Raw genomic sequence first — 14,978 nt, 5'->3', positions numbered from 1 at the left:
TACACAAGTGCAGCGCCTATCGAGTGAGACAGATAGGCGCTAGATTAGCGAACACGTGTACGCTTAACAAGTCCGACAAGTATTTTTAGCTAAACCAACGACGCCACAACGGCACTTCTCGTTCAATTTGTTGCAGTTCGTTTAAGCGTTGCTCAATGCGAGCATATAACTGTTTTTGCTCAGTTTGTGTCAGTAATTCAAGTGCTTCACCTACGTGATCAATGGCGTACACATGAAACTTTTCGTCAGCTACAGCGTGAATGACTTCATCTGAAAGATTGAGTTGACTCAAGTTGGCTGCAGGAATAATCACGCCCTGTTTACCACTTAGACCACGGGTTCGACACAGTTCGAAGTAGCCTTCAATTTTCTCGTTAACTGCGCCAATGGCTTGCACACGACCGAATTGGTCAACTGCACCGGTAATCGCTAAGCCTTGTTGAATCGGAGCCTCTGCGAGCGCTGATAATAAACAGCAGAGCTCAGCAAGCGACGCACTGTCGCCATCAACTTCATGATATGACTGTTCAAAAACGATTGTCGCGGACAATGCCATCGCTTCATTACGCGCGAATACGTTGGCAATATAGGCACTTAAAATCATCACACCTTTTGTATGAATACTACCGCTAAGTTCTGACTTTCTATCAATATCGATAATATCGCCGTCACCATAATGAACTGTTGCAGTTATTCGCGTTGGCTCACCAAATTCATGGCCGCCTGCGGTAATCACTGTCAACCCATTAATTTGGCCAATAACTTCACCCTGGGTAGCAATATAAACCTGGCCTTCAAGAATCGCTCGGCGACTTAACTCCGCAATATAGCCATCGCGCTCATGACGCTGCTTTAACGCCTGTTGTAAATGATCAGCCGAAATTTCTTGGCTTCCTGAAACTTGAGCAATGGCACAGGCCTCACGCATGAGCTGCATGATGGCAATGGTATCGAGAGATAATTCGGTTTGAAAGTCAGTAATGCGTGTCACAAATTTAAATAGCGCGGCATAGGCATCAGCAGCCAAAGGCAATACTGCCGATTCCCGTTCAACATAACTAAGATAATCAAAGTAGGGTGCTAGTGGCTCATTTTGTAACGAATAGTGGCTCGAGAAATCAGCTAAATATGGGAATAAGTTATCGAAATCACGGTCGATGTCGCGTAGCTGTGCATAAATATCACGCTCACCAAGCAATAACACCTTAATGTGAACCGGAATAGGTTCCGGCTGATAATACGCTGCGATGTTTGCGTCGCCGGGTTGCGGCCAGTGAAATTCGCTCGTGCGCAAAATGTACTTTAATTTACGCCATAATCCCGGCTGGATTAGTAGTTCCTCAGCGTCAATGGCAAGTACGCCACCATTTGCTTTCAAAACTGCACCGGCCTCAATGAGATGCAAGTCGGACGAAATCGTACCTTCAACACTCTGCAACCGAATACTTCCGAAAAGACTTGCTTCCGTGACCCGATCGCACAACATGAACGGTTCATTTTCTTTGTGAGATACAATAACCGTTGCTAATTCTGAACCAGGCAAATCATCGAATGTTTTATCAATGACGAGTTCGATATAATTAGCAACGCGTTCACTTGGAAAGGCTTCAACAATAAAATCTCGTAATGGCCCGCGCACCGACACATCAGCTTGCAGCAGTTCCCACAATTTCACTAAAAAATCGTTTGCCTTGCCGTACGGCAAATTAACGCACAGTGGCTCAATTGCCGATTCAGGGTTTGCTACATAGACCCAATCAAACTTATCCGCGTGAAGCCATTGTTGCTTCGATTCGACTTCATTAAGAACGTCATAAGTACGCATACCAGCTGGCGTAACCACGAAGCCGTGGGCATAACGTCCAGCGGTGCTTAAAGCCTGCTGTAGAGCCGATAAGGCGCGTTGTTGGCCAACTAGGGCGCTTGGTGACGTGACGGTAGGGCGTTGACCCGCCCATTCGTTAATCTTTGGTTGTAATGCTGCAGCAGCAATGCGCATAGGTAATCTCCCTTATATGGCGCCCATGATACCACTGTACGCGTCGTACGCCATGCCTTGTCACGTTATTGCTAGCGAATAAAATTAATTGGAATTGGGGTGATTTCGTAACCCTGTTGGCGTAATAACGTCAATAAACCATCGGTACCGGATAAATGTCCCGCACCAACGGCGATAAATGTTGGTTGCGAGGCGATTAATTTTGGCAACTCAGTAACCCAGTTTTTATTGCGCTGGCTTAAAAACGCTTGCTCAAACGTGTCAAAATCGGCTTGGCTACGCATTACTTCGTACAATTTATCACTATCGTCATTAAGATAAACTGATTGCAGTTCTTGTAGATCGTCACGATTTTGCTGTGGATTCATCGCCATCTCATACAAAGCCTGAACTTGCTCTTGCAGCGATATACTGTCAAATAACGCCAGTTGTTCGGCTACCGTTTCTAGTCCGACAATGGCTTTTGAATTGACTTGAGCTTGTTGTGTGAGCATTTCATCCAGCAATAATGGCTGCGAGTCACAATCAAGAAAATGCTGCAGAAATAGGGCGTTGATAAAGATCGGACGCAGGCTTTTTATTTGTTGATACGGATACCCCAGATCATTTTCGACAACGCCTCGCAAATTGGTTAGTTGTTCAGCCGTCAAATGTTTCCGTAAATAGTCTGCTGGCTGTTGCATCACGTTTTGCTGTAAGTAACGTTGTTGTGCGCTATCAGTTAAATCTATTTCAACAACCAACTGTTTTGCATTTGTAAAGGCTGAAGTTACTTCGCTAGGAAGGCTTGCATCAACGTGACAAACCATGTGCATGGTTCCAAACAAATAAGCTGTCGGTTGTGACTCATGTTCAATCTTATAGAACACGTTTGCGAAACTACATGAACTGACAAGGGCAAAGATCAAACCAACTAAATATTTCATATGTGCTCCAGCTTAAATTTTAGCTACTGACTATAACGAAAAGGGTTCAGATTTCGAATACGGAACCAAGCCTTAATCTAGATATTATTAATTTCGTATAATGTATATTATGTTAAATACGAGATTAATTAGGTTATAAATTAAATGTGATGACTTACATTTAAATTGATAAATCGTGCGTTATTTTGAAAATCGGCAGTTCAGCTACGTAAACTCTGATAGATTTCACGTAGCGAACGATTGTATAAATGGATTAAGTTAAGCGCTTAAGGAAAGCTTTTGTAATCGATTAAACAATTTAATATATCGTTTCTGTGCAAGTGTATTTAATCCCACCTTTGCCAGTAGCGCATTGGGCAAAATATCGAACCAATAAGTTTTAAGCCAAACCCGTTTCGCGATGCTCAATTGATTAATACGCCGCACGATATTTGGTGCTTCAGCATAATACTGCTCAATGAGTTCTCTACCGAGAATAGTTCGCTTCATCACGTCATCACGAAACGCTCGTAATTGCGTTAGTTCCCAGCAGTCATCGGCTAAACCAATCGTTTGTACGGCGGCTGTGGTAAAAAAGCAGGCATAATCAGCTTGGCACTGCCCGGAGTTATATTTATCAAATAATGATAATGCATCGCGCTCCATGACTTCTCCAAACTTCGCCCAGCTTGATGGCAGCATGATTATTTCGGTAACATAGGATTCGTCAGTTAATTGCAGCGAAATGCTAGTCTGGTCGCCCTCAAGCCAAGCCATCGAAGATGCGTGAGCGAATGCAGCTGTCATTGGATATTCATAAAAATTATTGTACGGCAGTTTGGGTTCGACTTGATAAACATACTGCTTCTCGCCAACCGCAATTTGATTTATCTTCGCAAACCTCTGAAATTTTTCACCCGCTGCGTTTGTATTTGAGTAACTCGGCAATAAAAAATAAGCGGACTCAAATCGATAAGTTCGCTCGCCCTGTTCATTATCACCAATATACATTTGAAAGTGAAAAGATGATTGTTTCGCAAACTTCTCAATAAAAGCCATGTTTTGGTCATCTGAAGTCAGGATCTTGATGTCTTGAGATAACGCACGCTGACCATCAATAGAAAGATAGACACGCCCAATATCATCTTCAAAAAGCGTTGAATTTAAGGAGAACGGCAATAAGGTAGCGTCTGCTGTACAGATTGGGAGTGTTTTGCTGTCGTCGGCTGATTGCGCGTGAACGACACCTACACCGCACAAAGCGAGAGCGGCTGTTAGTCTGGGAAGTTTGTGTAAAAACATAATTGCACTCAGCTAAGGAACTTATCAATAACCTTACGCAATATTTGAAAAAATACCAAATAATCAAGCATATTTGGCGAAGTTAGCGAGCTCCCAATTCATTTTCAACAAAAGTTTTCATGGCTGTCATTTGCTGTTGCAAAACGTTCTCGACTGCGGGTGCCCATTGACTTAAATCATTTGGTGTATAACCGCCGACACGATAAAACACCGTGAGCTCCGTCGACGTTTCTTCAAGATTATTGAGCCTCCATTCCATCACACCGCTGACGCCCTCACCTTGTAATGGCCCTAAACCACCGAGTAAACGCACGAGCTTATTCGGAATTATCATCGCTACTTGTAAATGCTGCGCTTGTGAATCGCCAAAAATCTCACAAAAACAACCGCCGGCTCGTGCATCGAGTTGCATGCTCTGACCATTACCAAACCAAGTATGATCATCGAGCCACCATTGTCCGACATTATCAGTCAAGCCACTATATACGTCGACAACGGAAGCATTGATGGTCTGCTTGAATTCAATGGTGAAGCCCTCCTTTGAGCTATCCATAACGTCGGCAACTGCGCTTGGTCCGAAGCTAACACCTGTGATTGCCAATGTTCCATAAAGCAACGCTCTAGCCAGTTGACCCATTATAACTCCCCTGCTCGCTTCATCTCGTTCTCAAGGCGATTCGTTTCATCAGCACGTGGTTTTGTAAAACGTGCAATCGCTAAGTATAGAACCGGTGTTAGATAAAGGGTAAATAAAACTGCAAAAGCTAAGCCACCGAAGACGACCCAACCAATGGCGTTACGCGACTCAGCACCTGCGCCCATTGATAAAATCAAAGGCAGTGCACCTAGTAGCGTTGAAACGAGCGTCATCATAATTGGGCGTAATCGAATTTCGGCTGCATTTTCAATCGCTTCACGGACTGATTCACCTTGATCACGAAGCTGATCGGCAAATTCAACTAATAGAATTGAGTTTTTCGCGATCAAGCCAATCAGCATCACCAATCCAATTTGCGAGAAGATATTGATCGAGGTGCCAGTGATGTACAGTGCAAAAAACGCAGCCGCGATACCAAACGGTACCGTTGCCATCACCACAATCGCTGAGTTCACACTTTCAAACTGAGCAGCCAAGACTAGAAACACAATCAAAAAAGCCAAAATGTAGGTTAACGCGACTTCTCGCGAAGTTTCTTCATAGGCTTCAGCTTCACCAAGTAGCACCAGACCAACACCATTTGGGAGTTCTTCAGCGGCAAGCTCACGCAAACGTTCAACAACTTCTTCTAATGGAATGGACGTTGGTAATTGCATATCAACCTGAATTGCACGGCGTTGTGAGCGGCGTTCTAATTCAGCTGGAACACCTTCTTCTGTGAGTGTGGTTAAACTCGATAACGGAACAAGCCCGGTAGCTTGCGAACCAACATAAAGATTCATAATGTCAGTTGGATCGCGAATCAAATCACGTTGCGCTTGTAACATAATCGGAACGGCCTGGTCACCAATATTTAAATCAGTCACGTCAAGTCCGTTAATTGCTGCTCGCAACGTCGTAGAGATATCATTTAACGGCACGCCCAACTCTTCAGCTCGCTTACGATCAATATTGACGCGAAGTTGCGGCTGTGTTGGTTGATAACCGATACGCGGATACCCGACTTCTGGCAATTCTTGCTGTAAACGAGCGGTGAATTTTTGTGCGGCATGGAAGATGTCTGCATATTCTTCGCCAGTTAACGCAAACTCTAATCCGCCGCCTTGGCCCCGTAGATTAAGACTATTCGAACCAAATGCACGAGCCGGCGCTCCTGGAATTTCACCCAATGGGCCACTGATTTCATTAATAATGTCTTGTTGGCTTTGCTCGCGTTCTTCCCAATCAGTCAACCGTACCGTAATAAAAACTAAATTTGGATCCCACTGTCCGACCACGGTATTGATACTATCGACAGCCCCGCCATTCACATATGGTAGAAGTATTTCTTCCATTTTCTGAGCTTGACGATCCATGAAATCAATACCTACACCGTCTGGACCACGAGCAAAAATACGGATGGTTCCGCGATCTTCAGTCGGCATTAATTCGTTATCGACCTGAAAATATAAATAGCCTGCAATGCCAGCAATGATGCTACTCCCAACAAAAACCCACAGGGCTTTATCAAGCGCAAAATGCAGAGTTTTTCGATAAATTGCACGAAGACGGCCGCCGAAACGCTGCAACACTGTTTCTTTCGAATACTCTTTGAGCGGTAATCGAGCAGTTAATGCAGGTACGAGCGACAGTGCGACGAACGACGAGATAATAACAGCGGCGGCTAAGACACCACCAAATTCTCTAAATAAACGCCCCGCTGTTGAAGGCAAGAAAGCGATTGGAACAAACACTGCCACTAGAACAGCGGTCGTTGCCACGACCGCAAAGAAAACTTCACGAGTTCCGACAACAGCAGACGCCCTCGCTCCAAGCCCAAGTGAACGCCGACGTTGAATATTTTCTGAGACGACGATTGCGTCATCAACAATCAAACCCGTTGCGAGGACTAATGCCAACAACGTCAGAATATTTACTGAGAAGCCGAGCACCCAAATCACAGCAATCGAGCCAATCAGAGCAACTGGAATGGCCAGTGCTGGAATGATCGTCGCACGACCAGATCCGATAAATACCCACAACGTGACGATCACCAACGCAATCGTTAACGCAAGTGATATAAAAACCTCTTCGACGGAACTACGGATAAACTTAGCATCATCTGAGGTGACTTGAATATCAAGCTCTGGGTATTGCAGCTTCAGACGGTCAACTAGCGCTAATACCTCATCAGAGATTTCGATCGTGTTTGAGCGGGCCTGACGAATAATGCCAAGACCAATGACCGGTTTGCCGTCGAGGCGCACCATACTGTTCGCATCAGCAGGTCCGAAGTATACCGTTGCAACGTCACCGACTCGTGTGGTGTCTCGAATCACAATATTTTCAACGTCATCAACTGTCACCGAACTCGCGTCCGCGCGCACAATGAGTTGTTGATCCGTTGATTTTAAACTCCCAGCGGGAACATCAAACGGCGCTTGCCGAAGCACGTTTGCGACATCCGTGACCGTCAATTGGAAACTAGCCAAACGAAGCGGATCAAGGATCACACGCAGGACACGTTCACGATCGCCATTTAGACGAACATCAGCTACACCCGGAACACTTAAAAAGTTGGGTGCCAAATCGGTTTCAACGCGTTCGGTTAACGATTCAAGGTCAAGCGTCGTGCTCGATACAGCCAGTGACACAACCGCTTGTGCATCATTATCGGCTTTGATGATCGCAACATTTTCAACCTCTTCAGGAAGACGACGTTGCACTTGGCTCACGGTTTCGCGCATCTCATTGGCGGCACTGTCCAAGTCAATTCCTGGACGAAACTCCACAACAATTCGAGAGCTACCCTCTTCGCTTGAGGCTCGGATTTGCTTGACACCACTTACTCGTGCGGCGGCACCTTCGAGAATACTCGTTACTTCCGTGTCCACCGTTTCCGGTGCTGCACCAGGAAAACTCGCCGAAACAGTGACAATTGGCCGGTCCACATCCGGTAGTTCACGAACCTCAACACCATTAATTGCGGCATAGCCAGCAATAATGATTAGCAGATTAAGAACAACGATTAGAATAGGTCGACGAATGGCCAGTGACGGCAAGTCATTCAACTGCGGCGAAAACTTCATAACTGTGCCTCCGCTGTTGCCTCTCGAACTGACTGCCCATTGCGTATGGTTTGAACACCTTCAACAATTAAATTATCACCGAGTTGCAATTCACCTGACACTAAAATACGACCTTCAAGACGTTGTTGGATATTGACATTTACACGCTGAGCTTTGCCGTCTTTGGCCACCCAAACATAGGCACCATCAGCACTCCACATTAATGCCGCCTCCGGGACAACCGCGTAACTATCACCTTGATATGCAAGTGCGACACGAAAGCTCATGCCTGGACGGTATAAATCATTGCTGTTATCAATGGCGGCGCGAACGCGAATCGTGCGATTGGTGATATCAACACGCGAATCGATCTCGACTATTTCAGCAGCGATTTTGGTATCGCGGCTAGTCCAGGGTCGGACAACCAATTCGGCGCCATCTTGCAATAATTCAATAGCTGCTTCTGGCGCGTTAAAGTCAATATACAATTGTTGACGTTGATCGATTGTCGTAATCAGGGTTTGAGTGGTAATTCTATCGCCCGCCTCGACGTCGGTAATACCAACGATTCCGTCAAAAGGGGCTCGAACTTGGCGGTCCTCGTAGGCGACTTCAGCTTCACGGACTGCAACTTTCAATAAATCTCGCGCTGTCATTGCGACATCGAGCTCACTTTGCGCAATTGCACCCTGCTGTCGACTCGTGGTTAGGCGCTTTAATGTACGTTCTGCATCCTCGAGTTGAATTCGAGCTCGTTGTAAATCCACTTGTTGCTGACGATCGTCTAAGCGAACTAAAACATCGCCTTTCTCAACTTGTTGTCCGGGTTGAAAGTTTACTTCTAAAACCAGATCACTGACGGCAGGATATAATTCAACCGATCTCTTAGCTTCGGCATAGCCAACCGACTCAACGTAGCGCTGAACGCGTTCGAAGCCAACCGGCTGCATCACAACTAATGCTGCACGATCACCACCACCCCACTGCTGCGCGTGAACGACCGAAGTTCCCCCTGCACACGTAACAAGCGTTCCGATGATAACCAACCGATTTAACCACTGCATGAATAGAATCCTGTTTCAAAAAGTCACTGTGTTGTAAGTAGATAAATTTTCGCAAATTTGATCACAAAAGGTCGTCCATCTTCGATGAACGACCTTTTAATTACGCCAGTTAGAGTATAGCGGGTCAGCTTTTCTTCTTGATGATTTCGGTCAAGCCTGCAACAGCGCTACCAATATCCGCAAGTTGAGCTGGTAAAATGAGGGTGTTGGATTCTTTTGCTAAGTTTCCGAATTCTTTCACATATTGTTCGGCAACCCTCAGGCTAACGGCATCTTGTCCGCCTGGTTGTTGAATCGCTTGTGCTATTTTGCCTAGTCCTTCAGCGGTAGCTTCAGCAATTAATTCAATTTCGCGTGCACGACCTTCAGCTTCATTAATCTGCTTTTGCTTTTCTGCTTCTGACAAGTTGATGACTTCTTGCTTATGCCCCTCAGACACGTTGATCATCGCTTGCCGCTCGCCTTCAGATTTGGCAATGGCTGCACGTCGTTCCCGCTCAGCGCGCATTTGCTGTTCAAGTGCATCCTTAATACTCATCGGCAATTCGATATCCGAAATTTCGTAGCGGAGTACTTTGATACCCCATGGCGCTGCTGCTTCATCAAGTGCTTGAACGACAATTTCATTAATCCGGGCGCGTTCTTCAAAGGTTTTATCGAGATCAGTTTGACCAATCACCGAACGCATCGTTGTTTGTGCGAGCTGTGATGCTGCATAACGATAGTCATTGATGCCGTAACTAGCTTTATGAGCATCGACAACTTGAATGTATAGCACGCCATTGATACCTACCTGAATATTATCGCGGGTAACACAAGCTTGCCGTTCAACATCAATGACTTCCTCTTTCAAGATGTGCTGATAGGCTACTTTGTCGATAAAGGGAATGAGAATGTGAAATCCCGAATCGAGCGTGCGACTATATTTACCGAGTCGTTCAATCACATAATTGGAGCGTTGCGGAACAATACGCGCCGATTTTAAAATAATGATAACGACGGCTAATGCGAAGCCGACCGCTAATATTGTTTCAATATTCGTGGCATTCATTATTTATTTTTCTCCTTTAGAATAAATCCGTTCTTTTTGCACCGTAAGCTGAATTCCTTCGTTTGCCACGACCCAAGCGGTATCTCCCACTTGTAAGTCATCTTCTGAAAAAGCATCCCATTGAACACCGTTCAAAACCACGCGACCAGCGCCGTGATTGAATGCTTTAACTACGGTAACTCGAGCTCCAATATCACGTTGAAAATTGGGTTTTGTTTCATCTTCGTCGGCCGTGTAGCCCGTAAACCACCGCTTAATACGACCTCGGGCCAATAATAGGCTCACCAAGCTCACAATTCCGAAAACCGCAAATTGAATTGCCAAATCATCAATCAATCCCCAATGAATTAACAGCCCTGTTATGATTGCACCAATGCCTAAAAACACAGCAACAACGCTGGTCAGTAAAAGCTCCGAGATAATGAGCGCAACGCCAACCAAAATCCATATTAATGCGATAGACATGTAGCCACCTTGTTAAATTTGTTACTGAAAAAACTATAGCACGCTGTTGGGTTTGACACTTGTATTAATTGTTTCAATTGGTTTCTGTCTTAAATTGAAAAACGTAAACACCGCGTATTGAATTTTCGCGATGGCGCCACGGCACCGTCCCCTGCCATTGCATTTGCGGATCGCTACATGCGCCTAACCACAATTTCGCCTGCCATTTGCCAACTGCAATTTGCTCGAGAATGAGCGGAATACTTCCCATATACATAGAGATACCTTCTATTTTGCCATTTTCCAGCAATACTTCTGCTGGCGTCGTAAAAGTAATCACAAATGGCTCCTCCACCAGAGGTTGATCCGGATCAATCTTATGGAAGATTTTTGCTTTTGAGCTATGCTGTTGTCGTGGTTGTTGATGTTCACAACTACTTAACAAGAAAACGCTCAAAAGCGCGAAAATAAAGACCTTAACTTTCATAAGGGTATTTTTTACCTAAAAAATGGAATTGGATGAAGTGCATAAAATTTCGCCAAGCGCCTGTAAACCGCTTATTTTTCCTGTTTTCAGCCTGTTTTTCTTGGTTCAAAACTCGTAAAATAACTGCGTTTGTCAAACTACCGATAAGGGAACGGACAGGCAACCTATTATTTGTCACGTTACTCTGTCTTAATCTTTCAGAGCATCAACGCGGAAAACAAAAATGAGCCAAACGAATCCACAACAAATCGAATACAACCTAAAGGTCGTACGGCAGTTTGCCATAATGACCGTAATTTGGGGAATCATTGGCATGACAGTCGGCGTATTTATTGCTGCGCAGCTGATCTGGCCAGAATTAAACTTTGACACGCCATGGTTAACCTATTCACGGTTACGTCCATTGCATACCAATGCAGTGATTTTCGCATTCGGTACGTCTGCTTTGATGGGAACATCGTTCTACATTGTTCAGAAAACATGTAAAACAGCGTTATTCTCAGATAAGTTAGCTAGCTTTGTATTTTGGGGCTGGCAAGCGGTTATTGTCCTAGCAGTTATTACTTTGCCGTTAGGTTTAACTAGCTCGAAAGAATATGCCGAGCTTGAATGGCCAATTGATATTTTGATTGCCCTCGTTTGGGTGGCTTATATCATTGTCTTCTTTGGTACGTTGGTGCAGCGCAAAACGTCTCACATTTACGTTGCCAACTGGTTCTATGGCGGTTTTATTGTGACCATCGCCGTGTTGCACATTGTTAACAGCATGGCTGTTCCTGTGTCATTCACAAAATCATACAGCCTCTATGCGGGTGCAACTGATGCAATGGTTCAATGGTGGTATGGGCATAATGCGGTAGGTTTCCTATTAACCGCAGGCTTTTTGGGCATGATGTATTATTTTGTTCCTAAACAAGCTGAACGCCCAGTTTACTCTTATCGCCTATCCGTTGTGCACTTCTGGGCTCTTATCTCGTTATACATTTGGGCCGGTCCGCACCACTTGCACTATACCGCGCTACCAGACTGGACACAGTCGTTAGGTATGGTGATGTCAGTGATTCTATTCGTTCCGTCATGGGGCGGTATGATTAACGGTATCATGACTTTATCAGGTGCGTGGCACAAACTGAAAACCGACCCTATTTTGCGCTTCTTGATCGTGTCATTGTCGTTCTACGGCATGTCAACGTTCGAAGGCCCAATGATGGCGATTAAATCGGTGAATGCGCTGTCTCACTACACTGACTGGACCATTGGCCACGTACACTCAGGTGCACTAGGTTGGGTAGCAATGATCACCATCGGCTCGTTGTACTACCTCATTCCACGTTTGTGGAACCAAACGCAAATGCACAACGTTCGTTGGATCAACATCCACTTCTGGCTACACACCATTGGTGTGGTGCTGTATATCGTCGCCCTCTGGATTTCTGGTGTTATGCAAGGTCTGATGTGGCGTGCGGTGAACGCAACTGACGGTACCTTAACGTATAGTTTCGTTGAGAGTGTCGTTGCGTCGTATCCGTTCTGGTTTATCCGCTTTGTTGGTGGCTTATTTATCGTCACCGGTATGGTATTGATGGCCGTGAACGTGTATCGCACTATTCGTGCTGGCAAACCAACTGTTGAACATGTTGGTGCGGCATCTACACAACCTAGCCCTGCTCCAGCAGCAACTCAGTCAGCCTAAGGAGTCGATATAATGAGCAAGAACGTTAAACACGCATTTCTTGAAAAACGTGTTGGTTGGCTGGCGGTAGCCATGACTATCGCCATTTCCATTGGCGGTCTGGTTGAAATTACCCCGCTACTGTTCCAAAAGCAGACGAATGAACCGGTTGTTGGATTAAAACCATATACCGCACTGCAAATGGAAGGCCGTGATATTTATATTCGTGAAGGCTGTAACAACTGTCACAGTCAAATGATCCGCCCTTTCCGTTCGGAAACTGAGCGTTACGGTCATTATTCACTCGCCGGTGAGCACGTATGGGAGCGCCCTTTCTTATGGGGCTCAAAACGTACGGGTCCTGATCTTGCGCGTGTTGGTGGTCGTTATAGTGACGAATGGCACTATGTTCACTTGATGAATCCGCGTGACGTGGTTCCAGAGTCAAACATGCCAGGATTTCCATGGCTCGCTGAAAACACCCTTGATGGTGAGTTGACAGCGAAGAAGATGGAAGTATTCCGTTCATTTGGAGCGCCTTACACCGACGAAGAAATTGCCGGTGCAAAGGCAGCAGTTGCAGGCAAAACAGAAATGGAAGCCTTGATTGCCTATTTGCAAGTGCTTGGAACTGGTTTGACGCAGGCTGAGTAAGATGGATTACATCACTTGGCGTAGTTTTTACACCGTATTAGTTTTCGTACTGTTTATTGGTGTGGTTTGGTGGGCTTACAGCAAAGGTCAAAAGAAAAACTTTGATGAAGCCGCCAACTCCATTTTTGACGAAGATGAGAAATCGTCGGTAACCAACGACAGTACCAAACAGGAGTCGAAGAATAATGAGTAGCTTCTGGAGTGCATGGATTATTGTCCTAACTTTAGCCTTCTTGGTGGTTATTATCTGGCTATTACGCTGGAACATGAGTAACTACACTGGTATTAAAGAAGGCGAATTAATGGACCACGAATTTGACGGTATCGTGGAAATTAACAACCCAATGCCGAAATGGTGGACCATTTTATTCTGGATCACAATTGTATGGGGTTTCCTCTATTTAGCGCTGTATCCTGGCTTGGGTAACTTTGCCGGCCTACTTGGTTGGAGTAGCTCGAACCAAGATGTTCGTTCATTAGAAGAATCCAAACAAGCAACTGAAGCAGCTCGCGAAGCTGGTTTGATTGTTGAATATGATCGTCAAATCGACCAAGCCGAAGAAAAATTCGGTCCGGTATTTGCTGCTTTATCAGAGCGTTCAATTGAAGATTTGGCACAAGATCCGGAAGCTGTAAAAATCGGTCAACGTTTGTTTATTCAGAACTGTGCTCAGTGCCACGGTTCGAACGCAATGGGCGGTAAAGGCTTCCCTAACCTAACCGACAACGATTGGTTATACGGTGGCAGCCCACAAGCCATTAAACAGACTTTGATTGCTGGTCGTAACGGCGTTATGCCTGCACAAACTCAGTTTAACGATCAACAAATTACTGAGCTTGCAACCTACGTTATGAGTTTAAGTGGTCGTAAAGTTGACCCTGAGTTAGCAAAAGCAGGCCAAGCAAACTTTGCTGTTTGTTCAGCTTGTCATGGCGCTGACGCCAAAGGTAATCAAGCTCTTGGCGCACCAAACTTAACCGATAACATTTGGTTATATGGCGGTTCGCAAGAAGCTATCGAAGAAACTTTACGCAACGGTCGTAACGGTGTCATGCCGGCATGGAAAGATATTCTCGGAGAGGATAAAATCCATGTTATTAGCTCGTACGTTTACGGACTATCGCAGGACTAATCGAAAAGCCCCGCTCCTGCGGGGTTTTTTATTTTAATGAATAAGTTGAGGTTTGTGTCGTATGCAAAAGCCTTGGTATAAGCAGTTTTGGCCGTGGTTCTTAATGCTCATCCCATTTTCCGTTGTCATCGCTATGACCATTACATTAACCATAGCCAGTGGTTATGGTGACAACCCGATGGTGGTTGATGATTATTATAAAAAAGGACGTGGTATTAACGCTCAGGTCGAAAAGGTTCAAGCCGCACAAGCGCTGAACATTGAGTTTACGTTTAAGCAAACTGATGATGCCTTTAGCCTCGCCTACACGAGTGGTAAACCATCACAATTTAGTGCATTGAAAGTTAACTTTTATCACACCACCCTTGCCGAGAAAGATTTCACCGTAACCCTTACCGCAGATGCACAAGGTGTCTACCGCGGTCGTCTTCCTGCTAACGAAGAAGGTAAATGGACCATCACCATTACGCCATTCGATGGTAGCTGGCGGGTAACGCAGCAAGTTCACCTTCCTGCCTATCGAGAGCTCGCTATCAAGCCGTTAACTTACGGCGTTTAAATT

The 14,978-nt window shown here is 45.3% G+C and carries 14 protein-coding genes; 5 read left to right on the top strand and 9 right to left on the bottom strand.

Annotated elements, in window-relative coordinates; genetic code table 11:
- Positions 1-85: 85 nt before the first annotated feature.
- From D3795_RS02945 to D3795_RS02905, 9 genes are all read right to left on the bottom strand, one after another.
- Entirely contained in the window at positions 86-1,999 is a 1,914-nt protein-coding gene (locus tag D3795_RS02945) for an AAA family ATPase (RefSeq protein WP_156266097.1), read from the bottom strand.
- Positions 2,000-2,070: 71 nt separating this feature from the next.
- Positions 2,071-2,925: a TraB/GumN family protein gene (locus D3795_RS02940; protein ID WP_156266096.1), complete on the bottom strand. Its 855-nt coding sequence runs from the start codon at positions 2,923-2,925 to the stop codon at positions 2,071-2,073.
- A 258-nt stretch (positions 2,926-3,183) separates the two neighbouring features.
- Entirely contained in the window at positions 3,184-4,206 is a 1,023-nt protein-coding gene (locus tag D3795_RS02935) for a CFI-box-CTERM domain-containing protein (protein ID WP_156266095.1), read from the bottom strand.
- An 82-nt stretch (positions 4,207-4,288) separates the two neighbouring features.
- A complete protein-coding gene (locus D3795_RS02930) occupies positions 4,289-4,843 on the bottom strand; it encodes an SRPBCC domain-containing protein (RefSeq protein ID WP_156266094.1) in 555 nt (184 codons plus the stop codon).
- A complete protein-coding gene (locus D3795_RS02925) occupies positions 4,843-7,932 on the bottom strand; it encodes an efflux RND transporter permease subunit (RefSeq protein WP_156266093.1) in 3,090 nt (1,029 codons plus the stop codon). The genes D3795_RS02930 and D3795_RS02925 overlap by 1 nt, the downstream gene beginning before the upstream one ends.
- Positions 7,929-8,975 carry an efflux RND transporter periplasmic adaptor subunit gene (locus D3795_RS02920; RefSeq protein ID WP_156266092.1) on the bottom strand — a complete coding sequence of 349 codons (1,047 nt, stop codon included), beginning with the start codon at positions 8,973-8,975 and terminating at the stop codon, positions 7,929-7,931. The genes D3795_RS02925 and D3795_RS02920 overlap by 4 nt, the downstream gene beginning before the upstream one ends.
- 124 nt (positions 8,976-9,099) lie before the next feature.
- Complete coding sequence (locus D3795_RS02915; protein WP_156266091.1) at positions 9,100-10,026, bottom strand: SPFH domain-containing protein; 927 nt, start codon at positions 10,024-10,026, stop codon at positions 9,100-9,102.
- A gap of 3 nt (positions 10,027-10,029) precedes the next feature.
- Positions 10,030-10,491, bottom strand: coding sequence for an NfeD family protein (locus D3795_RS02910; RefSeq protein ID WP_156266090.1), 462 nt, complete (start codon positions 10,489-10,491; stop codon positions 10,030-10,032).
- Between the two features lie 73 nt (positions 10,492-10,564).
- Positions 10,565-10,810, bottom strand: a complete 246-nt coding sequence (locus tag D3795_RS02905) for a hypothetical protein (RefSeq protein ID WP_156266089.1) — start codon at positions 10,808-10,810, stop codon at positions 10,565-10,567.
- A 370-nt stretch (positions 10,811-11,180) separates the two neighbouring features.
- On the opposite strand from D3795_RS02905, the gene ccoN reads away from it, so the two are divergent.
- The 5 genes from ccoN to D3795_RS02880 all read left to right on the top strand — a co-directional run bounded on the left by ccoN (position 11,181) and on the right by D3795_RS02880 (position 14,975).
- A complete protein-coding gene (ccoN, locus tag D3795_RS02900) occupies positions 11,181-12,650 on the top strand; it encodes a cytochrome-c oxidase, cbb3-type subunit I (RefSeq protein ID WP_156266088.1) in 1,470 nt (489 codons plus the stop codon).
- A gap of 12 nt (positions 12,651-12,662) precedes the next feature.
- A complete protein-coding gene (gene ccoO / locus D3795_RS02895) occupies positions 12,663-13,283 on the top strand; it encodes a cytochrome-c oxidase, cbb3-type subunit II (protein WP_092855024.1) in 621 nt (206 codons plus the stop codon).
- Between the two features lies 1 nt (position 13,284).
- On the top strand, positions 13,285-13,476 hold the full coding sequence (locus tag D3795_RS02890) for a cbb3-type cytochrome oxidase subunit 3 (RefSeq protein ID WP_156266087.1): 192 nt from the start codon (positions 13,285-13,287) through the stop codon (positions 13,474-13,476).
- A complete protein-coding gene (ccoP, locus tag D3795_RS02885; RefSeq protein WP_156266086.1) occupies positions 13,469-14,416 on the top strand; it encodes a cytochrome-c oxidase, cbb3-type subunit III in 948 nt (315 codons plus the stop codon). Before D3795_RS02890 ends, ccoP begins: the two co-directional genes overlap by 8 nt.
- 61 nt (positions 14,417-14,477) lie before the next feature.
- Entirely contained in the window at positions 14,478-14,975 is a 498-nt protein-coding gene (locus tag D3795_RS02880; RefSeq protein WP_156266085.1) for a FixH family protein, read from the top strand.
- The last annotated feature ends 3 nt before the right edge of the window (positions 14,976-14,978 follow it).

It is taken from the genome of Pseudidiomarina andamanensis (assembly GCF_009734345.1).
Classification (GTDB): domain Bacteria; phylum Pseudomonadota; class Gammaproteobacteria; order Enterobacterales; family Alteromonadaceae; genus Pseudidiomarina; species Pseudidiomarina andamanensis.
This window is presented reverse-complemented; position numbering and strand designations above follow the sequence as displayed.